This is a genomic window from Micromonospora sp. NPDC050980 (assembly GCF_040653835.1).
Lineage (GTDB): Bacteria > Actinomycetota > Actinomycetes > Mycobacteriales > Micromonosporaceae > Micromonospora.
Map to the genome: position 1 here is coordinate 648,674 of NZ_JBFAGS010000001.1, position 22,756 is coordinate 671,429.

Genomic DNA, 22,756 nt, shown 5'->3' on the forward strand with positions numbered 1-22,756 from the left:
TCGGTCCGTCAACCCCCTACGGACCGACCCCGGACGGTCAACCGACCGGCACGGGCTGCCGCATCCGGCGCCGGTACGTGTAGAGGCCGAAGAGCAGCAGGATCACCAGTGATCCGGCTGTCCCGGAGGTGAGCACCAGGCGGGAACGGTCGGCCCTGGTCGCCGCCGCCGGGGCCCGGCCGAAGCTGATCTCGCCGGTGGCGGTGCGTTTCGTCCATCCGCTGGCGAGCGCGAGTCGGGCCTGCCAGGGGCCGTCGGGCAGCCGGCGGTCCAGCGTGACCCGGATCGTGGTTCGGCCGTCGAGCGGGAGCGTGGTCGCCTCGGCCCGCACCGGTCCCACCGACAGCCCGCCGGGTCCGTCGGTGAGCCACAGGTCGCCGGTGAGGTCGAGGGCGCGCCGGCCGGTGTTGTGCACCTCGCCGGTCACCACCGGGGTGCCGTCCGGGTCGCGAGCGCCGGTGAGCGGCGCCACCTCGAACCCGGAGGGCGGTTCGCCGCCCGGTCCCACCGACAGGTAGACGCGGATCCCGGCGCGCGCGATCTGCTTCACCATCCGTCCGTCGCCGCCGGCCGTCCCCGCCCGGTCAGCACCCCGCCGACGAAGCCGGTGCCGAGGTTGACGGAGGCGGGCACGGTGATGTCGACGCCCACGGTCAGGGCGAGCCGCGCCGTTCGGGGCGGCGCCGCCTCGGCGGGCACGGAGAAACCGGACGCGGCCCACACCAGGCCGACGGAAGCAGCTAGCCAACGCACGCGGGAAATATAGTGCCTTATGACCGATTTGTCGACTCAGGTGGCCGCGAGCAGCACCGGCTCGGCCATCAGGAACCAGCCCTGGTCGTCGTCCTCCGGGCGGGCCCGCTCCCGTAACCGCTCCACCGCGACGTAGCCGTCCACCGCGTGGGCCAGACCCGGCAGCCAACCGATGCCGTCCCGCCCGACGTCCAGCACGAACTCCGACCGGGTCGCCCCGGTGAGCGGGTCGAGCGTGACCAGTTCCCGCCGGTCCGTCAGCAGGTGCACCCGCCCCGGCTCGACCGCGAGCACCCGGGCCGGGTGGATGTCCGCCCGGCGCCACAGCTCCTCCCCGGTGCGCGGGGACCGCCCGGTCACCATGCCGCCGGACGTGTCCACCACCCGCTCGCCGTCCAGCGCCGACTCCGGGCCGTCCAGACCGGGCGCGGCCGTCGGCTCGCCCGGATCGGTCACCAGCCAGCCCCGACCGCCCCGGCCGTCCGACCCGGCGGTACGCAGACCCCGGCAGCCGGAGTGCCCGTCGCGGCAGCCGACCGGCGTGACCACCAGGTCGTCCGGCGCGTCCGGTGGCCGCCAGCGGGTGCGTACCGCGCCGGTCGCCGCGTCCCGTAGCTCGACCGCGGCCGGCCCGGCGCAGCGGTCCATCCCGACCAGTTCCCCGCTCGCGGTGCTGCCCACATCGACCCGGCACCCCGGGTCGACGTCGGCGTGCCAGAGTCGGCGGCCGTCGGCAAGGGCGTACCCGCCGACCGCGCCCGGACCGGCCGCGAGCAGCACGTCGAGACCGTCCGCGGTACGCGCGGCGTGCAGGCCGGCCGGTGCCCAGACCACGGTGGCGAACGTGCGGCGGGGCTTCGGCACCGGCCCCGGCGCGGGACCGTCGGCACGCCAGGCCACCCGGCCGGTACGCGCGTCCAGCGCCACCAGCTTCCCGTCGGACCAGCGGCTGACCACCGTGGTGCCCTCGGCGAGCACCCCGACGAGCTTCGCCGGCCAGCGCCGGTAGGACCAGAACGGGGTGACCCGGTGCCGGTCGGTGACCGGCTGGTCCGCGTACACCTGGCGGGTGCCGGCGTAGACGCGGAGCCGGCCGTCCACGACCAGCGGCGCCACCGGCAGCCGCCCGATCACCCCGGCGGTCGGCGCGGGCGCCTCCGGATAGGGGGCGCGGGCGACGGTCTCGACCTCGGCCGGCGCCAGCACCCGGACGACCACGGCGACCGACGCCGCGACGGCCAGCACCGCCACCAGCGCCACCACGGCCCGCCGCCTGCCGGACTTCGCCATCCGCCACCTCCGCCCCGGCACCCTACCGGCCAGGGCTGAACCTCGACCCCTGCGCCGGGTCCGTCACACACCAGCGGGGACGCCCGACGGACGGGGGCGTGAAGGAAGATCGGTTCAGGCGGCCTCGGCGGAGCGGGTGGGGCCGGCGGCCAGGGCCAGGTCGGCCAGGTCACGCCGGAGCGCGCCCTCCACCGCCCGGGCGGCCAGGCCGCCGAGGATCAGGGCCAGCACCCGCCCGTACGGCCGGGTCGGCACCGCCTCCTGCCGGACGGTCACCTCGGTGCAGCCACGCCGCCGCCGCTCGACAGTCCGCAGCGTCCAGGTGATCAGGTAGTCGACGCCGGAGCCGCGTGAGCCGAGCACCAGCCGGCGCGGTGCGGTCGCCTCGACCACCTCGAACTCCTCCGGTTCGGCACCGCCGTCCGGCCGGACCCGCGTCTCCCGCCAGGCCGTGCCGGGGGAGAACCCGCCGCCGGTGAGCACCTCGACGGCGCCCACCGCGGAGAGCCAGTCGGCGCGGGCCGGGAGATCGGTGAGCAGGCGCCACAGATCGGCGTCCTGCGCTTCGATGAAAGCGGAAACGGTCACCGTCGACATGGCACCTCCCGTGTCGTCCACGGTACGGGCCGTCACCGCTCCGGGGGAGCCCCGGAGTGACATTTCCACCACCGGCGCCCCGCGGCGGGGCGCCGGGGTCGGCAGGTTACGTCAACCGCGGAAGGCGTCGCCGCGCAGCGCCGTGACGAACGCGGTCCACCCCGGCGGGCTCACCGCGAGCGCGGGACCGTCCTGGTCCTTCGAGTCGCGTACGCCCACCACGCCGTGCGAGGTGACCACGTTGGTGGCCACCTCGACGCAGAGGCCCTGATCGTTGGAGCGGCTGCTGGTGCGCCAGACGGCGCCGGTCAACTCGGTCATGCTCGGTCCTTCCTGTGTTCACTCCTCGCTGCGCCCCCGGACCGGCACCGCCCGGGACGCACGCGACCCGCGTCGATCAACGCACGACGAAACGGCCCCGGTCGCACAGCGGGTGCGATCGGGGCCGTCGATGCGGAAGGCGGACGTCAGCGCGCCGGGAGGACCGTCCCGGTGACCTCGCCGAGCGCGATGGTGGTGCCGTCCGGACCGGGCGCGGTGGCGGTGATGGTCACCGTGTCGCCGTCCTCCAGGAAGGTCCGTCGGCTGCCGTCGGCGAACTTCACCGGCTCCGCGCCGCCCCAGGTGAGTTCCAGGAACGAGCCGACCTGGCCACGTTCCGGGCCGGAGACGGTGCCGGAGGCGTAGAGGTCGCCGGTGCGCAGCGACGCCCCGTTGACGGTGAGGTGGGCGAGCTGCTGGGCCGGGGTCCAGTACATGGTGGCGAACGGCGGCTCGGCCACCCGTTCGCCGTTCCACTCCACCGCCAGGGTCAGGTCCAGCCCGAGGTGCGGGGTGTCGCGGAGGTAGTCCTGCACCGGGGGGTCCTGGTCGGGCGCGGGCACGAACGCGTCGGCGAGCGCCTCCAGCGGCGTGACCCAGCCCGAGACGGAGGTGGCGAACGATTTGCCGAGGAACGGCCCGAGCGGCTGGTATTCCCACGCCTGGATGTCCCGGGCCGACCAGTCGTTGACCAGGACCACGCCGAAGACGTGGTCGGCGAAGTCAGTCGCCGGCACCCGGTCGCCGAGCCGGCTCGGCACGCCGACCACGAAACCGACCTCGGCCTCGATGTCGAGGCGGACCGAGGCGGCGGTGGTGGGGCCCTGCGCGCTGGCCCGCTGCCCGGTGGGACGGACCACCGGCGTGCCGGAGACGACCACCGTCCCGGCCCGGCCGTGGTAGCCGATCGGCACGTGCTTCCAGTTCGGCAGCAGCGGCGGCTGGCCCGGTCGGAAGATCTGCCCGACGTTCCCGGCGTGGTGCTCGGAGGAGTAGAAGTCGACGTAGTCCGCCACCTCGAACGGGAGCAGCAGCTCCACCTCGTCGACCGGCACCAGCAGCGGCTCCACCGCCGGCCGGTGCGCCGGGTCGGTGAGCAGCTCGGCGATCCGTTCCCGGACCGAGGTCCACTGCGGCCGGCCGAGCGCCAGGAAGGCGTTCAGCGTGTGCCGGCCCAGCGCCCCGCCGGCCAGCACCAGGCCGGCCGCCTCCGCGGCGGCCAGGTCGAGCACGCGGTCACCGATCCGAACCCCGATCCGCGGTTCGCGCTCGCCGTGCCGGAACACGCCGTACGGCAGGTTCGTCACCCCGTACGACGACCCCGCCGCGCCAGGAACCCAACTCATGAGTCGAAGCCTCCGTTCACCAGCCCCAGCCGGATCAGATCGGTAAGTGGTTCGGCGATGCTGCACGAGCCGTAGCCGACCCAGAGCGGGCGGTCGGCCTCACGCCGGGCCCGGGCCGACTCGACCACGCGCAGCGGGTCGGTGGCGGTCAGCAGCTCGGCCACGCCGTCGACCTCGGCGCCCTCGTCGGCGGCCAGGGTGGCGGCGAGCACGTTGACGAAGCCGTGGTGGGTGAAGCCGGTCTCCGGGTCGCGGTGCCGGATCGCGTGGTGCAGCCCGGCGGTGAGCTTGAACGGCAGGTCCCGGTCGCGGCAGGCGCAGATCACCGCGGCCAGTTCGGCCGGGGTCGGGAACAGCTCGGCGGCCAGCCCGCCGGTGCGGAACTTGGCCGCCACCGGCAGCCCGTCGGCGCGCGAGCGCGCGAGCGTGTCCAGTGCGCCCATCAGCCCGAAGGTCAGCGGGACCTCCGCGTAGACGGCGATGCCGTCGAGCCGGCCGGCGAGCGCCACCAGCTCGGTCAGGCCCGGCTGCGGGTCCTCGCCCCGCTTGGCGACCGGCGCCTCCACCTGCCGGGCGGTCACCCCGTCGGGGGTGAGCGCGGCCAGCGCGGCGGGGAGCTGGTCCAGGCCGGTGTCGCCGATCAGCCCGATGACGAGGCCCGGGTCCGCCAGGCCGTGCAGCGCGCCCTGGACGATCTCCGAGGCGGGTAGCAGCAGCGGGCCGACCAGGCCGGCGTACCAGGCGGCGCGGTGCGTGCGGTGCGCCGTCACGGCGTCGGGCAGCGCGGCGTTGCCCGGGGGGAAGACCGCGGCGTCGTCCACCAGGCCGGCGAGGAGGCGGGGCACCTGCGTTGACACGAGACAAGAATGTACGGGACGCTACGAGGAACGGACAACTGCGTCCGATTATCGGACGCCACCGGCCGGAGACGGGACATAACGGGAGGCGAAATGCCCTACTACCGCAGCGTGGGCGAGGTGCCCCGCAAGCGCCACACCCAGTTCCGGCAGCCCGACGGCACGCTCTACGCCGAGGAGCTGGTCGGCCAGGAGGGCTTCTCCTCCGACTCGTCGCTGCTCTACCACCGCCACGCGCCGACCGCGATCCTCGCCGCCGAGGAGTTCGCCCCGCCCGCCGTCACCCGGGTGCCGAACCTGCCGCTCAAGCCGCGCCACCTGCGCACCCACAAGCTCGACGGCAGCGGCGCGGACCCGGTGCTCGGCCGGCGCTACCTGCTCGCCAACGACGACGTCCGGATCGCGTACGTGCTGGCCGACCGGCCCTCGCCGCTGTTCCGCGACGCCACCGGCGACCACTGCCTCTACCTGGAATCCGGCTCGATGCGGGTGGAGTCGCCGTTCGGCGTGCTCGACGCGGTGGCCGGCGACTACGTCGTCATCCCCACCTCGACCATCCACCGCCTGGTGCCGACCGGCGACGAACCGACCCGACTGCTCGCCGTCGAGGCGACCGGCCACATCGGCCCGCCCAAGCGCTACCTGTCGGTACGCGGGCAGTTCCTGGAGCACTCGCCCTACTGCGAGCGCGACGTCCGGGGGCCGGACACGCCGCTGCTCGTCGACGGCGAGGAAGTGGAGGTGCTGGTCCGGCACCGGCGCGGGTGGACGAGGTACGTCTACGCGCACCACCCGTTCGACGTGGTCGGCTGGGACGGGCACATGTACCCGTGGGCGTTCTCCATCCACGACTTCGAGCCGATCACCGGGCGGATCCACCAGCCGCCGCCGGTGCACCAGACGTTCCAGGGCCCGAACTTCGTGATCTGCTCGTTCGTGCCGCGCAAGGTGGACTACCACCCGGCCGCCATCCCGGTGCCGTACAACCACCACAACGTCGACTCCGACGAGATGCTGTTCTACACCGGCGGCAACTACGAGGCCCGGCGCGGCTCCGGCATCGAGCAGGGCTCGATCTCGCTGCACCCGTCCGGCTTCACCCACGGCCCCCAGCCGGGCGCCGCCGAGCGGTCGATCGGGGCGGACTTCTTCGACGAACTGGCGGTCATGGTGGACACGTTCCGCCCGCTGGACCTCTGCGACGCGGGCACCGCCTGCGAGGACGACGGCTACGCCTGGACCTGGGCGCGCAAGCCCTGACGTACGCCGAACGGGGGCCGCGCGGACGCGGCCCCCGGCGGGATGTCGGTGGTCAGAACGTCGAGGCGTCGATGACGAACCGGTAGCGCACGTCCGAGGCGAGCACCCGCTCGTACGCCTCGTTGATCTTGTCGGCCGGAATGACCTCGATCTCCGCGCCCAGCCCGTGCTCGGCGCAGAAGTCGAGCATCTCCTGCGTCTCGGCGATGCCGCCGATCATCGAGCCGGCGACCGACCGCCGGGCCGGGATCAGCGAGAACGCGCGCAGCGACAGCGGGTCCTCCGGCGCGCCCACGTTCACCAGCGTGCCGTCCACGGCCAGCAGCCCCAGGTAGGCGTCCAGGTCGACGGACGCGCTGACCGTGTTGACGATCAGGTCGAACGAACCCGCCAGGTCGGTGAACGTCGCCTCGTCCGAGGTGGCGAAGTAGTGGTCGGCGCCCAGCCGCAGCCCGTCCTCGCGCTTCTTCAGCGACTGGGACAGCACTGTCACCTCGGCGCCCATGGCGTGGGCCAGCTTCACGGCCATGTGGCCGAGGCCGCCCATCCCGACCACCGCCACCTTCCGGCCCGGGCCGGCGTTCCAGTGCCGCAATGGCGAATAGGTGGTGATGCCGGCGCAGAGCAGCGGCGCGGCGGCGTCCAGCTCGATGCCGTCCGGGATCCGCAGCACGAAGCCCTCGGTCACCACGATCGCCTGCGAGTAGCCGCCCTGGGTCGGCTTGCCGTCCCGGCCGACCGCCCCGTACGTGCCGATGTTGCCCTTGAGGCAGTACTGCTCCAGACCCTTGCGGCAGTTGTCGCACTCCCGGCAGGAGTCGACCATGCAGCCGACGCCGACCCGGTCGCCGACGGCGAACTTCGTCACCGCGGAGCCGACCTCCCGCACCACGCCGGCGATCTCGTGACCGACGACGATCGGGTAGTCGGTCGGGCCCCACTCGCTGCGCGCGGTGTGGATGTCGGAGTGGCAGATGCCGGCGAACTTGATGTCGATGAGAACGTCGTCCGGCAGGAGGTCACGCCGCTCGACGGTGGTCGGCGTGAGCGGGTCGGTCGCGGACGTGGCCGCGTAGGCGTTGACGGTGAGCATCCGAATGTCCTACCCCCGGCGGAACACGGTGAACCCGGCGACCCCGGTGGCGGTGATCGCACCCACCAGCGGCCACGGGCCGCCCACCAGGGCGTACACGGCCAGCAGCAGCGGCGCCGCGGCCACCGCGTAGACGGCCGGGGACAGGCCGCGCGACATCGCGTCCCGCACCCCGGGCAACCGGGACGCGGGCCGGCCCGCCAGCAGCCCGACCCCGGCCGCCGCCAGCACGGCGAGCAGCCGGGACGCGCCCGGCGCGGCCGGGGCCAGCGCGGCGACCAGCACGGTGAGCACCAGCGACCAGCCGGCGGCGGACAGCACCAGCCGGCGCAGGCCGGCGTCGGCGCTCCGCACCGGATCGGGCCCGGTCGGGGCGATGTCCGCCGCCTCGGTCAGGTGCTCCAGCGTCACCGCGTAGCGGCGTCGCTCCAGCCGCGCCACGCCCGGGTCCCGCCCCGCCCCGGCCAACTCCGGGTCCAGCCGCAACGCCTCGCGGTAGGCCCGCTCCGCCAGGTCGAACAGCTCCAGCCGCACCGAGACCAGGCCGAGCACGAGATGCGCCTCCGGCTCGTCCGGGGCCAGCTCGACCCCCCGCCAGGCCGCGTCCAGCGCCGGCTGCCCGTTGCGCGCGGCGGAGAGGATCCCGGCGGCGCTGCGCTGCGCGTACGCGTCGGCGGGGCCGAGCGCCAGGATCTCCTCGGCGGTGCCGGCGGCGGCCCCCCAACGTTCCAGGTCGAGCAGCGCGAGCCCGCGCACCACGAGTGCCGGCACGGTGCCCGGAGCGGCGGCGACGGCCGCCTCGGCCGCGGTGAGCGCCTCGGCGGGACGACCGGCGGCGAGCTGCATCCGGGCCAGCATCGTCAGCGCCTCGACGTGCGCGGGCTCCACGGCGATCAACGCGGCCAGCTCACCGATCCCCTCGTCGTAGCGGCCCAACTCGGCGAGCAGGTGGGCCCGCTGGAGGAAACCGTCGGCGGCGGACTGGTCTTCGGCGGCGTCACTCGGCATCCCGGCGAGCGTAGCCGCCCGACTCACCCGCGCCCACGGTCAGGTGCCGCGGCAGGACGCCCCGGCCCGGCCGCCGCGTCAGTGCGCCGGAGCCTCGTAGACGAGCGCCACCGCGATCCCGGCCAGCCCTTCGCCGCGCCCGGTGAAGCCGAGGCCGTCGGTGGTTGCCGCGGACACGGTGACCGGGGCGCCGACCGCCTCGGAGAGCACTCGCTGCGCCTCGTCCCGGCGCGGCCCGATCTTGGGCCGGTTGCCCACCACCTGCACGGACACGTTGCCGATCGCGAAGCCGGCCGCTCGCACCCGGCGGGCCGATTCGGTCAACAGCGCCACCCCGGCGGCACCGGCCCACTCGGGCTCGCCCACCCCGAAGTTCGCGCCCAGGTCACCGAGGCCGGCGGCGGAGAGCAGCGCGTTGCAGGCGGCGTGCGCCACCACGTCGGCGTCCGAGTGCCCGGCCAGGCCGTCCTGGTCGGGCCAGTGCAGCCCGGCGACCCAGCAGGGCCGGCCGGCCGCGAACGCGTGCACGTCGGTGCCGACAGCCACCCGAGGAACGATCATGACCAGAGGGTACGCGCGACGGACCGTCAGGCGCCGGTGGTCAGGAGGTGTTCGGCCAGGGCCAGGTCGAACGGGCGGGTGATCTTCAAGGCCAGCTCGGAGCCGGGTACGCAGAACACCGCGACGCCCTGCTTCTCCACCAGGCCGGCATCGTCGGTGAGCGGGTTCCCGGCCGCCCGGTGCGCGGCGGTCAGCACCGGCCGGCGGAAGCCCTGGGGCGTCTGCACCGCCCGCAACACGGCCCGGTCGACAGTGCCGAGCACCCGCTCGGCCGCGTCGACCTCCTTGATCGTGTCGACCACCGGCAGCACCGGGATCACCGCGTCGTGCCCGCTGCGCACCGCTGCGGCCACCGACTCGACCAGGTCGGGCGGGGTGAGCGCCCGGGCGGCGTCGTGCACCAGGACGATGTCCGGCCCGGCGGGCACCGCCGCGAGGGCCGCCGCCACGGACGCCTGGCGTTCGGCACCGCCCGGCACCACTGTCACCGGCGCCACCGGCGCGAGCAGCGCCCGCACCGATTCGACGTCGGCGGCCGGCGCGGCCACCACGATCGTGTGCACCGAGGGCGCGGCAGCGATCCGCCGGACGGCGTGCACCAGCAGTGGCTCGCCGGCCAGCGGTCGCAGCGCCTTGGGGGCGCCCGGCCCGAGGCGTACGCCGGCACCGGCCGCGGGAACGAGGACCGCGACGTCACCGCGCGGATTGAGCTGCGCGGTCACGTCGCGGTCCTCGGTTTTCGTTCGCTGTGGTGCGGGTAGAGGCAGGAGTGCGGATCAGGCCTCGGTCAGCACCTTGTCGAGCAGCGTCTCCGCCTCGTCCTTGGTGCTCTTCTCGGCCAGCGCAACCTCGCCCACGAGGATGTCGCGGGCCTTGGCGAGCATGCGCTTCTCACCCGCCGACAGGCCCCGCTCCCGCTCCCGGCGCCACAGGTCGCGGACGACCTCGGCCACCTTCAGCGGATTACCGGAGGCCAGCTTCTCCAGATTCGCCTTGTAACGCCGCGACCAGTTGGTCGGCTCCTCGGTGTGCGGTGCACGGAGCACGTCGAAGACCTTGCCGAGGCCCTCTTCGCCGACCACCTCGCGCACACCCACGATCTCGGCGTTCTCGGCGGGCACCCGGACCGTCAGGTCACCCTGCGCGACCCTCAGGACGAGGTATTCCCTGGGCTCGCCCTTGATGACCCGAGTCTCGATTGCCTCGATGAGTGCGGCCCCGTGGTGGGGGTAAACAACGGTCTCGCCGACACTGAAAACCATAGGTTCGAAACCCCTTTCGCTGTGTCTAGGGTAACACGCTCAGGCACCGATGTCTCACCGCTGTCCTGACCGTTGGCGCAGCTCAGGGGCCCTGTGAGAGGTATTTCTTCGGCTTGACAGGAGGCCAAGTCGATGTTTCCGACACGCTCCGTGACTGTCACATGACAACCGGGTGCGGCCGGTCGGAGCGTTGAAGATCTAGGGCAATGCGCTCCTTCCATGGTAGCTCCGCAACTCCATCCGCGCCCAGGTGTGGCGGTACGGCTCCCGGTGCGGGACGCTGGTGGTGGACGCGACGTCCGCTCACCGAGACGTTCTGGGGGTCCGATGGGCGTGCCTGACGCTGACGGCCAGGGGCCGCCGGACGGGCTTCCCGGGCTGCCCCCGGAATGGGGCCGGGTGGTCGTCCCGGACGACGCCTCGGCGCTCGCCGAGGAGGCCCGGCAGGTGCGCCGGGAGCTGCGCCAAGCCCCCCGGCACACGCACCGGCCGATCCGGCTCCGGCTCGGCCTCGCCCTGCTGGTGCTGCTGGTGTCGGTGCTGGTCACGCTCGCCGGGCTGGCCGCCGTCACCTGGCCCCGGCCCAACCGCTCCGGCGGCGCGCCGACCGTGCTGCCCCGGGTCACCACGGCCGCGCCGTCGGCGCTCGGTCCGCTGCCCGCGCTGGACCTGGTCGGCGCCGACGACACCCCGGTGCCGCTGCGCAGCCTGCTGCCCGCCATGATCATCCTGGTCGACGCCTGCGCCTGCGTCGACGAGGTCGGCACCGCGGCGGCCACCGCCCCCGCCGGAGTCACAGTGGTCACCGTGACCGAGGGCCGCCACGCCGGGCCGACCACCGCCGCCGGCGTACGCCCGCTCGGCGACCCGGCCGGCGGGCTGCGCTCCTATCTGCACCTCGCGGCCCGACCGGACACCGCCGTCGCGCTGCTGGTCGACCGGCAGGGCACGCTGGTGCGGGTGGTGCCGGAACTCGGCCCCGCCGCCGATTACCGGGACGACCTGGCCCGCCTGCCCGGCTGACCCGGGCTCAATAGAGAGCCACCAGACGGGCATCCAGCTCGGCCTCGCCCCGCAGTGGGGCGAACCGCACCCACACCGGCGCGCCGGTGCCCTCCAGCAACGGGACGTCCAGCAGTCCGCCGCAGTTCAGCACCCGCTCCACGTCGTCGCCGCCGGTCCCGGTCACCCGCACCACGACCGCGCCGTCACCGGAGCAGCGCGCCGACAGCCGATACGTGTCACCCGACGAGGGGTTGGCCTGCCGGACCACCGGCCGTTCGCCCGGCGTCAGCCGGGACGTCTCCCGCCACACCACGTGCGACACCTCGAGTTGCCGCGTCGACCCGTCCGGACCGACGCGGACCACCATCGAGCTGTCCGGTCGGGAGATCACCTCGCCGGTGCCGGGGTCGACCACGAGCGGAGCCAGGTCGGTCGGTGGGGCCTGCCCGACCGGCCCCTCGACCGTCACCCGGGACCGGACGAGATCGTCGGTCGTCGGCCCCGCGGTGGAGCCGAGCCAGGGCTCGCTCGACCGCCACCACCACCCGCCGAGCGTCAACGCCAACACGGTGAGGCCGACCAGCGTCGCCGACCGGATCCGCTCCTCGGAGGCCATGCCCGTCAGGGTATCGGCAGGTCGGTCAACCCGCGCGCTCCAGCAGCGCCGCGTAGAGCGTCAAGCCCGGCCCGAACCCGAGCATCACCACCCGACCCGGCGGCGACGGCGTACGGGCCAACCGGTCCAGGATCAGCAGCACCGTCGGCGACGAGCAGTTGCCGTGCTCCGCCAGCGTCTCCCGGGACGCCGCCAACGCCGTCGGCGGCAGGGCCAGCTCACGCTCCACCACGTTCAGGATGCGCGGGCCGCCCGGATGCACCGCCCAGCCGTCCACCCCGGACCGGTCGCACCCGTGCCGGGCCAGCAGACCGTCCGCCAGGTCACCGACGAACCGGGAGAGCACCTTCGGCACCTTCGGCGACAGTCCCATCCGGAAGCCGGTGTCGGTGACGTCCCAGGTCATGTGGTCGGCCGTGGAGGTGTCGGTGACGGAGACGACCTCGCGCACCGCGTACCCCCGACCGCCGGGCACGACCACGGCGGCGACCGCGGCGTCCGAGAAGAGCGCGTGCGAGACGATCTGCTGGGTGTCCACCCGGGCGCCCGCCGGCTGGATGTGCAGGCTGGTCAGCTCCGCGCAGAGCAGCAGGGCCGGCCGCCCCCGGGCGGTGACGAAGTCGCTCGCCGCGCCCAGCCCGGGCAGAGCCGCATAGCAGCCCATGTGGCCGACGAACATGCGCTGGGTGTCCGGGGCCATGCCGAGATCCCGGGCGAGCAGGATGTCCAGGCCCGGAGTCGCGTAGCCGGTGCAGGAACAGACCACGAACAGGCCGATGTCGGAGGCGTCCAGGCCGGCGGCGGTGAGCGCGCGACCCACCGCCTCCTTGCCCAGGGGCAGCGCCTCCACCTGGTAGCGGCGCATCCGGCGCTCGGTCGGCCACTCCGAGACGTCCTCCAGCAACGGATTCACCGCCGCCTGCCGGCGGGTCACCCCGGAGTTGGCGAAGATCTTCTCGGCCAGCGCCCGGGTGGTGCCCGAGAAGTGCTTCTCGAAGAAACCCGTCCACAGCTCGTCCTGCGCGGCGCCCGGCGGTTGCGCCATGCCCAGACCCGCGATCACCGGTATAGCCACGTGCCCACCTCTCCCGTCGGTCACTTCTTCCGGCCCCGCGGAACCGGCTCACTCACCAACGAGGGACCGTGCCGTCCCGGTCCGGGTCGCCGCCGAGCGCGGCGATGCCCAGCCAGTCGGCGCACACGTCGGAGGTGGCCGGATGCAACGAGCCGCACCGGGCGTCCCGGTAGAGCCGCTCCAGCGGATGACCCCGGCGGGTGGCCGAGGTGCCGGCGGCCTCCAACATGGACGCCGCCACCTCCGCGGCCGTGGTGCCGGCGAGCAGCTTGGCCCGCCACACCCAGCGGTTCGTCTCGGCGGAACCGGGCTCCTCGTCGACCCGGCGGGCCGCCTCCGCGACCACCAGCTCGGCCGCGGCGGTGGCCGCGTCGGCCCGCCCCAGCCGGGCCCGCACCGCCGGCAACCCGGCCAGGTTCCGGGCGTTCAGGTGCTCGGCCGCCGCGTCGATCGCGGCCCGGGCCACCCCGACGTAGACGGCGGCGTAGCTGGCGACCAGCCAGTGCGGCATGAGCTGGGCCACCACCAACGCCAGCCCCTCCACGCCACCGAGCAGCCGGTCGGCCGGGACGGTCACGTCCAGGTGCAGGTCGTGCGAGGAGGTGGCACGCATGCCGAGCGAATCCCAGGTCGGCTCGACCGTGATCCCCGCCCCGGCCGGGACCAGGAACTGGGAGACCACTGACTGGTCGGCGGCGCTGCGCGCGGCCACCAGGTAGCCGTCCGGGTGGCCGGCGCCGGAGCAGAACGTCTTGCTGCCCTTGATGTGCCAGCCGCCGTCGACCGGCTGGTAGACGGTGCTGAGCTGGGACAGCCGGGCGCCGGCGCCGCGCTCGCTCATCGCCACCGCGTACCACGCGCCGTCGGCCGCGGCGCGCAGCAGTCGGTCCCGGGCGGCCAGCGCCTCCTCCGGCACGCCGAGCGCCTCGGCGAGTTCCTCGGTGACCGCGCCCAACGCCCCGGTCACCGAGGCGTGCATGTTGAACACCAGCGCGGTCGCGCCGTTGCCCCGGGCCAGTTCGGTCGCCACGGCGGCGTACTCGGCGAACGTCGCGCCCGACCCGCCCAGCTCGCGCGGGACCATCAGCCCGAACAGGCCGGCCGCACGCAGGTCGGCGAAGTCGTCGACGGGGAACGAGCCGTCGCGGTCGTGCCCGGCCGCGCGGGCGGCCAGTCGCGGCGCCAACCGGCGGGCCGCCTCCAGCGCGTGCACAGTCATGTCGCCCCCTTCTCGACGTCCCTTACCCCGGGTGGTCCCGGCTACCCGCCCCGAAGTCCACTGCCCTGATAGAGGACCGCGGTCGACCGGGTCGGCACGATGCGCGGCTCCGTCCGGGCCGGACGGTCGCCACCGCGCCACCGGCGCAGCAACCAGGCCAGCGTGCCGCCCAGCTCCGGCCGGACCCCACTCAGGCGCAACGCCACGCCGTGCCGGGCGCACTCGGCCACCAACGCCCGGGCGTCCACGAACAGCCGGTGGTCGTGGATGCCGCGCGGCACCGTGGGCAGCCGTTCGCCCAGCTCCACCGCGATCAGCCGGGCCAGCAGCGTGTCGTTGAGGGTGTCCAGCACCAGCAGGCCGCCCGGCCGCAGCAACCGGCACGCCTCCGCCACCGCCCGGCGCCAGTCCGGCACGTGCTCCAGCAGCTCGCCGGCGGAGACCACCGCGGCACAGCCGTCGGCCAGCGGCACCGCCGTCGCGTCACCCTGGAGCACCGTCACGCCGTGCGCGGCGGCCTGGTCCAGGGCGGACCGGGTCAGGTCCACCCCGACGTGCCGGTAGCCCTTGCCGGCCAGGTGCGGCGCCAACAGCCCGGCGCCGCAGCCGAGGTCGACCAGCAGGTCGTCCCGGGTGGACGCCGGCGGCACCAGGGCCGCCCGGGCCCGGGCCAGCCAGTGCAGCATCGCGAAGGCACCGTCCGGCCGCCACCACTCCCCGGCCAGTTCGTCGTACTGCCGGGGGTCGTTCGGGGGCAGCACCCGGCGCGGACCGGCCACCGGGGACGCTTCTGGCATGGACCGAGCGTGGCACGACTGGGCGGTAACGACCAGACTTCCCTTATGTCGACGCGGGTGTTAGGGCTGGTCAGGGCGAGCCATCCGGAGCCGGCCGCGGCGGTCGTCGTGGTCGCCGCCCTGCTCGCGGCCGGCGTCGGGCACACCGCCGGCGGCGTCGTGACGGTGGCGCTGACGGTGCTCGCCAGCCAACTCGCCGTCGGCTGGAGCAACGACCTGATCGACGCGGACCGGGACGCCGCGGTGGGGCGTACCGACAAGCCGGTGACCACCGGCGCGGTCGACCGGCGGACGCTCGCCCGGGCCACCGCGGTCGCCGCCCTGGCCACCCCGCTGCTGGCGCTGGCCGCCGGTGCAGCCGCGGCGGCCTGCGCCACCCTGGGGCTGGTCTCCGCGCTGCTCTACAACAAGCCGCTGAAGTCGACGCCGGTGTCGGTGCTGCCGTACGCGGTCTCGTTCGGCGCGCTGCCCGCCTTCGTGGTGCTGGCCCGGCCCGGCTCGCCCGTTCCGCCGGTCTGGCTGGTGGCCGCCGCCGCGCTGCTCGGCGCCGGGGCACACTTCGCCAACGTCCTGCCGGACCTGGCCGACGACGCCCGCACCGGGGTACGCGGACTGCCGCACCGGCTGGGTCCGGCCGGCAGCCGGCTGGCCGCCGCCGGGTTGCTGCTCGCGGCCACCGTCGCCCTGGTCTTCGGTCCGCCCGGGCCGCCGTCGTGGACCGGCCTGTCGGCGGTCGGCGCCGCCGTCGCGGTGCCGGCCCTCGGTTGGTACGCCGGACGCGCCACCGCCCGGGCCGGTGGCCGTCCGACGACCGCGTTCCGGGCGGTGCTGGTGGTGGCGCTCATCGACGTGGCGCTGCTGGTGGCGAACGGCCGGGTGGTCTGAGAAGTCCCCGCCGAGGTGGCATTGCCGGGTCCGCGTGCGGGCCTCGATCAGCTCCAACTACCCTGGAGCGCGGTCTGCGCGGGTATGGCCACCCCGTGCCCGGCGGTCGACCGGGCGGGGATCGTGACGAGGAGGACCGACGTGACGCGCTCGATCAGGGGTTCCCGGGGGCCGGCCCTGCTGCTGGCCGGCGCGGCGGCGGCGAGCCTGCTGCTGGCCGGGTGCGGTGCCGGGCAGGTGGCCGAGACCGCCAACAAGATCCCGTCGGTTCAGGGCGTCAACGTCGCGACCTCGGACAACCTCTACCTGGTGCGGGGCCTCTACGTGCAGTTTCCCGGGCCGGCGGGTTACCAGGCGGGCGCGGACGCGCCGCTCAACGCCGTGATCTACAACGACAGCAGGACGCCGGTGACGGTGACCGTCACCACGGACAGCGCGCGCGAGATCGTGCTCACCGGCGGCGCCGGGTCCAGCGGCGGGGCCACCCCGACCGGCTCGCCGACCGAGCCGGCCTCGGCCTCGCCCACCGCCGCCGACCCGAGCGCCTCGCCCAGCCAGTCGCTGGAGGTGACCGGTTCGCCGTCGCCGAGCGACTCCGCCTCGGCCAGCCCGTCGCCGTCGGAGAGCGAGGCCGCGCCCGCCGGCCAGCCCGCCCGCATCGAGATCCCGGCGCTCGGCTACACCCAGTTGATCAGCGGCGGCCCGCAGTTCCTCCAGCTCGTCGGCCTGAACCAGGATCTGCTGGCCGGCCAGCAGGTCAAGCTGACCTTCGACTTCGGCAACGGCAAGGTGATCTCCACGCCGGCGCCGATCGGCGTCCCGCTCACCCCGCTGGCGCCGCCGTCGCCGATCGTCGACCCGCGCGAGCACACCGCCGAAGAGGGCGGCGTCGAGGGCGGCAGCCACGGCTGACGCCGCACCGATCCGATCGACACCGCCGCCGTGGCCTGCGCCACACCGGCGGTGTCGTCGTTTCCGCGGTGGGCTTTCGTCGTACCGCCCGGTTAGCGTCCGGTGGTGACCACGCCCCGATCGACCTCCGCCCGCGCCGGCCGTGGCCGTGCCACCGCCCGCGAGCCCCGCCCGGCCTACGAGTGCGACGCCTGCGGTCACCAGCCACCGAAGTGGGTGGGCCGGTGTCCCGAGTGCGGCGAGTGGGGCTCGGTGGTCGAGTCGACGGTCACCGGTCCGCTGGTCTCCGGCCGGGTGGTCAGCTCCCGGTTGCCGGCCGAGCCGGCCCGGCCGATCGCCACCATCAGCGCCGCGCCGGCCCGGGCCCGGCCGACCGGCGTGAGCGAGCTCGACCGGGTGCTCGGCGGCGGTCTGGTCCCCGGCGCGGTGGTGCTGCTGGCCGGCGAGCCCGGCGTCGGCAAGTCCACCCTGCTGCTCGACGTGGCCCAGCAGTGGGCCGCCGGCGCGGGGAGCCCGTCGTTGGTGGTCAGCGGCGAGGAGTCGGTCAGTCAGGTCCGGCTGCGCGCCGAGCGGATGGGCGCCCTGCACGACCAGCTCTACCTGGCCGCCGAGAGCGACCTGGCGGCGGTGCTCGGTCACCTCGACGCGGTGAAGCCGGGGCTGCTGGTGCTCGATTCGGTGCAGACCATCTCCACCACCGGCACCGAGGGCGTGCCGGGCGGCGTGACCCAGGTGCGCGCGGTCACCGCCGCCCTGGTCGCGGTCGCCAAGGAGCGTGGCATCGCCACCGTGCTGGTCGGGCACGTCACCAAGGACGGTCAGGTGGCCGGCCCCCGGGTGCTGGAGCACCTGGTCGACGTGGTGCTGCACTTCGAGGGCGACAAGCACTCCTCGCTGCGCATGGTGCGGGGCGTGAAGAACCGGTTCGGCGCGGCCGACGAGGTGGGCTGCTTCGAGATGCACGAGGGCGGCATCAGCAGCCTCGCCGACCCGTCCGGCCTGTTCCTGACCCGCTACTCGGAGCCGGTGCCGGGCACCTGCGTGACGGTGGCCATGGAGGGCCGGCGGGCGCTGGTCACCGAGGTGCAGGCGCTGATCGGGGCGACGGTCGCGGGCTCGCCCCGGCGCACCGTCTCCGGCCTCGACAGCGCCCGCCTCGCCATGGTCCTCGCGGTGTTGCAGCGGCGCACCGAGCGGCTGACGCTGCACGACCGGGAGGTCTTCGCCGCCACCGTCGGCGGCATCCGGGTGGTCGAGCCGGCGGCCGACCTCGCCGTGGCGCTCGCGGTGGCCTCGGGCGGGCTCAACCTGGCGCTCGACCCACACCTGGTCGCCATCGGCGAGGTCGGGCTCACCGGCGAGGTGCGGCGGGTCGGCGCGGTGCCGCGCCGGCTGGCCGAGGCCGCCCGGCTGGGCTTCCGGCTGGCCCTGGTGCCACCGGGTTGCGGCCCCGGCAGCAGCGGCGCCGGCCCGGAAACCATGCGCGTGATCGAGGTCACGGACGTGCGCGCCGCCCTCCAGGCCGCCGCCCGCGCGTCCGCGGAGTGACCGTGCGTGTGCCCGCCCGGGGCGCGAGCGGACGATTCCGGACAGGCCGCGCGGTCCACCGAGGGCCGGGCAGCCCGGCATCGTGACACATCACAGTAACCACGAGAGCACCCACCGCACCGCAGTCCGTAGACTGTGCCCGTGCCGATCGACCGCGATGCCACAAAGCCCGCAACGGCGACGCCGCACGCCCGCACCGGCGCTGTCGGCGGCAGCCCCGCCCGCGCCATCAGCGTCAGTGTGGCCGGGAGCGTCGGCGGGGCCGGTGCGGACCCGCTGCGCGCCAATCTCGCCCTCATGGCGCCGGGCACCGCGCTGCGCGACGGCCTGGAACGGATCCTGCGCGGTCGCACCGGCGCGCTGATCGTGCTCGGCTACGACAAGGTGGTCGAGCAGATCTGCACCGGCGGCTTCCCGATGGACGTGGAGTTCTCCGCCACCCGGGTTCGCGAGCTGTGCAAGATGGACGGCGCGGTGGTGCTCTCCAGCGACGGCACCCGCATCGTCCAGGCCGGCGTGCACCTGATGCCCGACCCGTCCATTCCCACCGAGGAGTCCGGCACCCGGCACCGCACCGCCGAGCGGGTGGCCCGGCAGACCGGCTACCCGGTCATCTCGGTCAGCCAGTCGATGCGGATCATCAGCCTCTACGTCAACGGCCAGCGGCACGTGCTCGACGACTCGGCGGCCATCCTGTCCCGGGCCAACCAGGCCCTGGCGACGCTGGAGCGTTACAAGCTGCGGCTGGACGAGGTCTCCGGCACGCTCTCCGCGCTGGAGATCGAAGACCTGGTGACCGTCCGCGACGCGGTGGCGGTGGTGCAGCGGCTGGAGATGGTCCGCCGGATCGCCGACGAGATCGCCGGCTACGTGGTGGAGCTGGGCACCGACGGCCGCCTGCTGGCCCTTCAGCTCGACGAGCTGATGGCCGGCGTGGACGCCGACCGCACCCTGGTCATTCGCGACTACCTGCCGGTGGGCCGCAAATCGCGCACGCTCGACGAGGCGCTCGTCGAGCTGGACCTGCTCAGCGCCACCGAACTGATCGACCTGGTGTCGGTGGCCAAGGCCATCGGCTACCCGTCCGCCTCCGACGCGCTCGACGCGGCGGTCAGCCCGCGCGGGTTCCGCCTGCTGGCCAAGGTGCCCCGGCTGCCGACGGCCGTGGTCGACCGGCTGGTGGTGCACTTCGGCAGCCTCCAGCGACTGCTCGGCGCGACGGTGGAGGACCTCCAGGCGGTCGAGGGCGTCGGCGACGCCCGCGCCCGTGGCGTCCGCGAGGGCCTGTCGCGGCTCGCCGAGGCGTCCATCCTGGAGCGGTACGTCTGACCGCACCTCAGCCGGTGACGGTCAGCTTCACCGGCTCGCTGATCTTGGTGCCGACCCGGGCGAAGACCTGATAGGTGCCGATCGGGGCGTACGGGCCGGCGGCCAGCCCGCCGTCGCAGCGGCTGGTGTCCCGCCCGTTCCAGCCCAGTTCGTAGGCGCGCTCGAAGTTCGGCGCGAACGACTGGACGTTCGAGCCCCGGTTGGTGCCGCACGTGTCCGACGACCAGACCTTCTCCGCGCCGGCCTTGACGTAGAGCTCCTGCAGGTCGGCGCCGACGTCGCGGCTGCACGTGCGGTCCGAGACGTTCTGGATCTTGAGGCGCAGCGTGACCACGGTGCCCCGCTGGGCGTTGGCCGGGACCGCCACCGGCGTCACCTTGATCTCCGCGTCGGTGCAGGTGCCGTCCGCGGAGACCGGCTCCCCCGACGCGCCGCCGTCACCCGTGCCCGACCCACCGCCGGTGCTCGTGCCGCCGTCCGTGCCCGTGCCACCGCCGGTGCTCGCGCCACCGCCGGTGTCGCCCGAGGCGCCCGGCGTGGGCTCCGGGCCGCCCGACTGGGGCGTCAGCACCGAGCCGGACGGATCCGGGGCCGCGCCGGCGGAGCCACCCGGTGACGGCTCGCCGCCCGGCGCGCCGGCGTCGCGGTCCGGGCCGGTGCAGGAATAGAGCAGGACAATCAGGAAGAGCAGCCCCGCACCGAGCACGACGACACGACGCCGCCAGTAGACAGCGGGGGGCAGGGGGCCGACCGTCAGACGCATGATTCGCCTACCGTAGCCGCGTGGTGCCCGGCGCGCCGGTCCGACGCGCCGGTAACCACGCGCGACGGCCACCCGCGCGTCCACAGTGGATGCACCGGGACCCGGTCAGAGATAGACCTTGCGCCGGTAGACGGCGTGCGCGCCGGCAACCTGATCGAGGAAGAGCAAGCCGGCGCAATGGTCGATCTCGTGCTGGAGCGCACGTGCCTCGAAACCGTCGGTGACCAGCCGTACCGGCTCCCCGCTGCCCGGCAACATCCCCTCCACCACCAGGCGGCTGGCCCGCTTCACGTCACCGGTCAGGTCCGGCACCGACATGCAGCCCTCCCGACCGGCCTTCCACCGGCTCGCCTCGACCACCCGGGCGTTGCACAGCACGAACGTGCCGTGCACCGTCACCGCCTTCGGATGCCCGGTCACGTCCACCGCGAACACCTGCGCGCTCACCCCGACCTGCGGCGCCGCCAGGCCCACGCAGCCCGGCGAGACCCGCATCGTGGCCACCAGGTCGGCGGCCAGCCGCACCACCTCGACCGAGGTCGGGTCGACCTCGGGACCGGGCCGGCTCAACACCGGCTCCGGGGCGGCGACGACCGCACGCACCTCGCCCGGGACGCCCAGCTTCTCCGGCGTCCAACCGCCCAGACCGGCGTAGTCCTGGCCGGTCACAGCAGGTCCGTGTCCGCCGGCCGGAGGCTGACCCCGACGCCCAGCTCCGCCGCGGCGCGGGTGAGCCGGCCGGCCACCTCGTCCGAGCTGCCCGGCGGCAACTCCACCTCGGCGACCACCACGTAGAGCGAGCCGGTCAGCCGGGTGCTCAGGTCGGTCACGTTGCCGCCCGCGTCGGCGAGCACCCGGGTCATCGCCGCCACGATGCCCATCCGGTCGGCGCCGTGCACCGCCAGCACGTACGGCTCGCCGGCCGGCTCGTTGGCGCCGTCCGGGGTGACCGCGCGTACGGTGGCCAGCAGGTGCCCGTCGGCGGCGAGCGGGGCGAAGGCTGCCTCGACGTCGGCGGCGGCCGGACCCACGCAGATCAGGGTCATGGCGAAGTGCCCCCGCAGCCGGGTCATCGTCGAGTCGGTGAGGTTCGCGCCGAGCCCGGCGAGAACCTCCGCGACGTCGGCCACGATGCCCGGCCGGTCCCGGCCGATGACGGTGATCGCGAGCTCGTTCATTCGGACATTCTGCCCCGCCGCCTAAGAAGCCCCGCAGCGGCCCGCCCGGCCCGCCCAACCTGCGGGAAGGCCGCCCGTGACATCATCGGCACCGCCATGACTGAAGCCACCTTCGCCACCCAGGTCAGCCGGTGGTACGAGCGCAATGCCCGAGACCTGCCGTGGCGCAAGCCCGACGTCGGCGCCTGGGCGATCCTGGTCAGTGAGGTCATGCTCCAGCAGACCCCGGTGGTCCGCGTGGTGCCGGCGTGGGAGGCGTGGCTGGCCCGCTGGCCGGAGCCGCGCGCGCTGGCCGAGGACACCCCCGCCGAGGCGATCCGGATGTGGGGCCGGCTCGGCTACCCCCGCCGGGCGGTACGCCTGCGCGAGTGCGCAGTGGCCATCGTGGAGCGGCACGGCGGGGTGGTGCCCGACCGACTGGACCAGTTGCTGGCGCTGCCCGGGGTCGGCACGTACACGGCCCGGGCGGTGGCGGCGTTCGCGTACGGGCAGCGGCATCCGGTGGTCGACACGAACGTGCGGCGGGTGGTGTGCCGCGCCGTCGCCGGCGAGCCCGACGCCGGGCCGACCACCCGGCCCGCCGACCTGGTCGCCACCGAGGAGTTGCTGCCGGTCGACCCGGCGGCGGCGGCCCTGGCCAGCGCGGCGTTCATGGAACTCGGCGCGGTCGTGTGCACCGCGCGCGCGCCACGCTGCGCGGTGTGCCCGGTCGAGTCCGTCTGCGCGTGGCGGGCCTCCGGGCAGGCGGCGCCGGCCGGACCGACCCGCCGTCCGCAGCGCTACGCCGGCACCGACCGGCAGGTACGCGGCCTGCTGCTCGCCGTGCTCCGGGACGCCACCGGACCGGTGCCGCACCAACGCCTGGACCAGGTGTGGCACGACGACGTGCAGCGGGCCCGGGCGTTGGCCGGGCTGGTCACCGACGGGCTGGTGGAACCGGTGGGCCCGGACTCCTTCCGGCTGGCCGGTGACGGCCCACCGGTCCCGGTGCCCTGACCCGCACCCGCATCCGCACCGATCGGTCACCGGGCCGGGGCGTCGCGGGCACGGGAAAGGCGACGGCCCCGGTGGCTTTCGCCGA

The 22,756-nt window shown here is 74.7% G+C and carries 26 protein-coding genes; 7 read left to right on the top strand and 19 right to left on the bottom strand.

The window, feature by feature from the left end; genetic code table 11:
* Positions 1-37: 37 nt before the first annotated feature.
* The 7 genes from AB0H28_RS03185 to AB0H28_RS03215 all read right to left on the bottom strand — a co-directional run bounded on the left by AB0H28_RS03185 (position 38) and on the right by AB0H28_RS03215 (position 5,164).
* Positions 38-553, bottom strand: a complete 516-nt coding sequence (locus AB0H28_RS03185; protein WP_358033387.1) for a hypothetical protein — start codon at positions 551-553, stop codon at positions 38-40.
* Positions 547-753 (bottom strand): hypothetical protein, encoded by a 207-nt coding sequence (locus AB0H28_RS03190; RefSeq protein ID WP_358033390.1) that lies wholly within the window; start codon positions 751-753, stop codon positions 547-549. Before AB0H28_RS03190 ends, AB0H28_RS03185 begins: the two co-directional genes overlap by 7 nt.
* Before the next feature lie 36 nt (positions 754-789).
* Entirely contained in the window at positions 790-2,043 is a 1,254-nt protein-coding gene (locus AB0H28_RS03195) for a PQQ-binding-like beta-propeller repeat protein (RefSeq protein WP_358033393.1), read from the bottom strand.
* A gap of 114 nt (positions 2,044-2,157) precedes the next feature.
* Positions 2,158-2,640, bottom strand: coding sequence for an SRPBCC family protein (locus tag AB0H28_RS03200; protein WP_358033395.1), 483 nt, complete (start codon positions 2,638-2,640; stop codon positions 2,158-2,160).
* A gap of 111 nt (positions 2,641-2,751) precedes the next feature.
* Positions 2,752-2,961 carry a DUF397 domain-containing protein gene (locus tag AB0H28_RS03205; protein ID WP_358033397.1) on the bottom strand — a complete coding sequence of 70 codons (210 nt, stop codon included), beginning with the start codon at positions 2,959-2,961 and terminating at the stop codon, positions 2,752-2,754.
* Positions 2,962-3,107: 146 nt separating this feature from the next.
* Entirely contained in the window at positions 3,108-4,307 is a 1,200-nt protein-coding gene (fahA, locus tag AB0H28_RS03210) for a fumarylacetoacetase (protein WP_358033399.1), read from the bottom strand.
* Positions 4,304-5,164, bottom strand: coding sequence for a hypothetical protein (locus AB0H28_RS03215; protein WP_358033401.1), 861 nt, complete (start codon positions 5,162-5,164; stop codon positions 4,304-4,306). The genes fahA and AB0H28_RS03215 overlap by 4 nt, the downstream gene beginning before the upstream one ends.
* A 93-nt stretch (positions 5,165-5,257) precedes the next feature.
* On the opposite strand from AB0H28_RS03215, the gene AB0H28_RS03220 reads away from it, so the two are divergent.
* Positions 5,258-6,424, top strand: a complete 1,167-nt coding sequence (locus AB0H28_RS03220; RefSeq protein WP_358033403.1) for a homogentisate 1,2-dioxygenase domain-containing protein — start codon at positions 5,258-5,260, stop codon at positions 6,422-6,424.
* Between the two features lie 52 nt (positions 6,425-6,476).
* Here the strand turns inward: AB0H28_RS03220 and AB0H28_RS03225 are convergent, their stop codons facing one another.
* The 5 genes from AB0H28_RS03225 to AB0H28_RS03245 all read right to left on the bottom strand — a co-directional run bounded on the left by AB0H28_RS03225 (position 6,477) and on the right by AB0H28_RS03245 (position 10,348).
* Positions 6,477-7,517, bottom strand: a complete 1,041-nt coding sequence (locus tag AB0H28_RS03225; protein WP_358033406.1) for an NAD(P)-dependent alcohol dehydrogenase — start codon at positions 7,515-7,517, stop codon at positions 6,477-6,479.
* Positions 7,518-7,526: 9 nt separating this feature from the next.
* Positions 7,527-8,525: a tetratricopeptide repeat protein gene (locus tag AB0H28_RS03230; protein WP_358033409.1), complete on the bottom strand. Its 999-nt coding sequence runs from the start codon at positions 8,523-8,525 to the stop codon at positions 7,527-7,529.
* A gap of 78 nt (positions 8,526-8,603) precedes the next feature.
* The gene (gene ispF / locus AB0H28_RS03235; protein WP_358033412.1) at positions 8,604-9,086 is read right to left on the bottom strand and encodes a 2-C-methyl-D-erythritol 2,4-cyclodiphosphate synthase; all 483 of its coding nucleotides are present in this window, start codon (positions 9,084-9,086) and stop codon (positions 8,604-8,606) included.
* A 26-nt stretch (positions 9,087-9,112) separates the two neighbouring features.
* Positions 9,113-9,808, bottom strand: a complete 696-nt coding sequence (gene ispD / locus AB0H28_RS03240) for a 2-C-methyl-D-erythritol 4-phosphate cytidylyltransferase (RefSeq protein WP_358033415.1) — start codon at positions 9,806-9,808, stop codon at positions 9,113-9,115.
* A gap of 54 nt (positions 9,809-9,862) precedes the next feature.
* A complete protein-coding gene (locus tag AB0H28_RS03245) occupies positions 9,863-10,348 on the bottom strand; it encodes a CarD family transcriptional regulator (RefSeq protein WP_013288937.1) in 486 nt (161 codons plus the stop codon).
* 327 nt (positions 10,349-10,675) lie between these two features.
* Here AB0H28_RS03245 and AB0H28_RS03250 point away from each other — a divergent pair, with 327 nt between their 5' ends.
* On the top strand, positions 10,676-11,371 hold the full coding sequence (locus AB0H28_RS03250) for a hypothetical protein (protein WP_358033417.1): 696 nt from the start codon (positions 10,676-10,678) through the stop codon (positions 11,369-11,371).
* Between the two features lie 7 nt (positions 11,372-11,378).
* Here the strand turns inward: AB0H28_RS03250 and AB0H28_RS03255 are convergent, their stop codons facing one another.
* The 4 genes from AB0H28_RS03255 to AB0H28_RS03270 form a co-directional block, all read right to left on the bottom strand.
* On the bottom strand, positions 11,379-11,969 hold the full coding sequence (locus tag AB0H28_RS03255) for a hypothetical protein (RefSeq protein WP_358033419.1): 591 nt from the start codon (positions 11,967-11,969) through the stop codon (positions 11,379-11,381).
* Between the two features lie 25 nt (positions 11,970-11,994).
* A complete protein-coding gene (locus tag AB0H28_RS03260; protein WP_358033853.1) occupies positions 11,995-13,014 on the bottom strand; it encodes a type III polyketide synthase in 1,020 nt (339 codons plus the stop codon).
* A gap of 82 nt (positions 13,015-13,096) precedes the next feature.
* Complete coding sequence (locus AB0H28_RS03265; protein ID WP_358033422.1) at positions 13,097-14,263, bottom strand: acyl-CoA dehydrogenase family protein; 1,167 nt, start codon at positions 14,261-14,263, stop codon at positions 13,097-13,099.
* Positions 14,264-14,304: 41 nt separating this feature from the next.
* Positions 14,305-15,060 carry a methyltransferase domain-containing protein gene (locus tag AB0H28_RS03270; RefSeq protein WP_358033425.1) on the bottom strand — a complete coding sequence of 252 codons (756 nt, stop codon included), beginning with the start codon at positions 15,058-15,060 and terminating at the stop codon, positions 14,305-14,307.
* Positions 15,061-15,105: 45 nt separating this feature from the next.
* Here AB0H28_RS03270 and AB0H28_RS03275 point away from each other — a divergent pair, with 45 nt between their 5' ends.
* The 4 genes from AB0H28_RS03275 (at position 15,106) to disA (ending at position 19,734) form a co-directional block, all read left to right on the top strand.
* Positions 15,106-15,945 (top strand): UbiA family prenyltransferase, encoded by an 840-nt coding sequence (locus AB0H28_RS03275; protein ID WP_358033428.1) that lies wholly within the window; start codon positions 15,106-15,108, stop codon positions 15,943-15,945.
* Positions 15,946-16,086: 141 nt separating this feature from the next.
* On the top strand, positions 16,087-16,857 hold the full coding sequence (locus tag AB0H28_RS03280; protein ID WP_358033431.1) for a hypothetical protein: 771 nt from the start codon (positions 16,087-16,089) through the stop codon (positions 16,855-16,857).
* 105 nt (positions 16,858-16,962) lie between these two features.
* Complete coding sequence (gene radA / locus AB0H28_RS03285) at positions 16,963-18,405, top strand: DNA repair protein RadA (RefSeq protein ID WP_358033433.1); 1,443 nt, start codon at positions 16,963-16,965, stop codon at positions 18,403-18,405.
* Between the two features lie 141 nt (positions 18,406-18,546).
* Positions 18,547-19,734, top strand: coding sequence for a DNA integrity scanning diadenylate cyclase DisA (gene disA, locus AB0H28_RS03290; protein WP_358033436.1), 1,188 nt, complete (start codon positions 18,547-18,549; stop codon positions 19,732-19,734).
* 7 nt (positions 19,735-19,741) lie between these two features.
* Here disA and AB0H28_RS03295 read toward each other — a convergent pair whose 3' ends face one another.
* The 3 genes from AB0H28_RS03295 to AB0H28_RS03305 form a co-directional block, all read right to left on the bottom strand.
* Positions 19,742-20,497 (bottom strand): hypothetical protein, encoded by a 756-nt coding sequence (locus AB0H28_RS03295; protein WP_358033439.1) that lies wholly within the window; start codon positions 20,495-20,497, stop codon positions 19,742-19,744.
* Positions 20,498-20,602: 105 nt separating this feature from the next.
* Positions 20,603-21,166 (bottom strand): peptide deformylase, encoded by a 564-nt coding sequence (locus AB0H28_RS03300; protein WP_358033441.1) that lies wholly within the window; start codon positions 21,164-21,166, stop codon positions 20,603-20,605.
* Positions 21,163-21,675 carry an ACT domain-containing protein gene (locus tag AB0H28_RS03305; RefSeq protein WP_358033443.1) on the bottom strand — a complete coding sequence of 171 codons (513 nt, stop codon included), beginning with the start codon at positions 21,673-21,675 and terminating at the stop codon, positions 21,163-21,165. Before AB0H28_RS03305 ends, AB0H28_RS03300 begins: the two co-directional genes overlap by 4 nt.
* Positions 21,676-21,771: 96 nt before the next feature.
* Here AB0H28_RS03305 and AB0H28_RS03310 point away from each other — a divergent pair, with 96 nt between their 5' ends.
* A complete protein-coding gene (locus AB0H28_RS03310; protein ID WP_358033445.1) occupies positions 21,772-22,671 on the top strand; it encodes an A/G-specific adenine glycosylase in 900 nt (299 codons plus the stop codon).
* Positions 22,672-22,756 lie beyond the last annotated feature (85 nt).

Excerpts from the sequence above, each read along its gene's own strand:
- AB0H28_RS03200 (WP_358033395.1), bottom strand. The coding sequence starts at position 2,640 with ATGTCGACGGTGACCGTTTCCGCTTTCATCGAAGCGCAGGACGCCGAT.
- AB0H28_RS03275 (WP_358033428.1), top strand. The coding sequence starts at position 15,106 with ATGTCGACGCGGGTGTTAGGGCTGGTCAGGGCGAGCCATCCGGAGCCG.
- AB0H28_RS03195 (WP_358033393.1), bottom strand. The coding sequence starts at position 2,043 with ATGGCGAAGTCCGGCAGGCGGCGGGCCGTGGTGGCGCTGGTGGCGGTG.
- AB0H28_RS03250 (WP_358033417.1), top strand. The coding sequence starts at position 10,676 with ATGGGCGTGCCTGACGCTGACGGCCAGGGGCCGCCGGACGGGCTTCCC.
- AB0H28_RS03295 (WP_358033439.1), bottom strand. The coding sequence starts at position 20,497 with ATGCGTCTGACGGTCGGCCCCCTGCCCCCCGCTGTCTACTGGCGGCGT.
- AB0H28_RS03230 (WP_358033409.1), bottom strand. The coding sequence starts at position 8,525 with ATGCCGAGTGACGCCGCCGAAGACCAGTCCGCCGCCGACGGTTTCCTC.
- AB0H28_RS03255 (WP_358033419.1), bottom strand. The coding sequence starts at position 11,969 with ATGGCCTCCGAGGAGCGGATCCGGTCGGCGACGCTGGTCGGCCTCACC.
- ispF (WP_358033412.1), bottom strand. The coding sequence starts at position 9,086 with ATGATCGTTCCTCGGGTGGCTGTCGGCACCGACGTGCACGCGTTCGCG.
- AB0H28_RS03305 (WP_358033443.1), bottom strand. The coding sequence starts at position 21,675 with ATGAACGAGCTCGCGATCACCGTCATCGGCCGGGACCGGCCGGGCATC.
- AB0H28_RS03310 (WP_358033445.1), top strand. The coding sequence starts at position 21,772 with ATGACTGAAGCCACCTTCGCCACCCAGGTCAGCCGGTGGTACGAGCGC.
- AB0H28_RS03225 (WP_358033406.1), bottom strand. The coding sequence starts at position 7,517 with ATGCTCACCGTCAACGCCTACGCGGCCACGTCCGCGACCGACCCGCTC.
- AB0H28_RS03245 (WP_013288937.1), bottom strand. The coding sequence starts at position 10,348 with ATGGTTTTCAGTGTCGGCGAGACCGTTGTTTACCCCCACCACGGGGCC.
- AB0H28_RS03270 (WP_358033425.1), bottom strand. The coding sequence starts at position 15,060 with ATGCCAGAAGCGTCCCCGGTGGCCGGTCCGCGCCGGGTGCTGCCCCCG.
- AB0H28_RS03260 (WP_358033853.1), bottom strand. The coding sequence starts at position 13,014 with ATGGCGCAACCGCCGGGCGCCGCGCAGGACGAGCTGTGGACGGGTTTC.
- fahA (WP_358033399.1), bottom strand. The coding sequence starts at position 4,307 with ATGAGTTGGGTTCCTGGCGCGGCGGGGTCGTCGTACGGGGTGACGAAC.
- AB0H28_RS03220 (WP_358033403.1), top strand. The coding sequence starts at position 5,258 with ATGCCCTACTACCGCAGCGTGGGCGAGGTGCCCCGCAAGCGCCACACC.
- AB0H28_RS03205 (WP_358033397.1), bottom strand. The coding sequence starts at position 2,961 with ATGACCGAGTTGACCGGCGCCGTCTGGCGCACCAGCAGCCGCTCCAAC.
- AB0H28_RS03265 (WP_358033422.1), bottom strand. The coding sequence starts at position 14,263 with ATGACTGTGCACGCGCTGGAGGCGGCCCGCCGGTTGGCGCCGCGACTG.
- AB0H28_RS03185 (WP_358033387.1), bottom strand. The coding sequence starts at position 553 with ATGGTGAAGCAGATCGCGCGCGCCGGGATCCGCGTCTACCTGTCGGTG.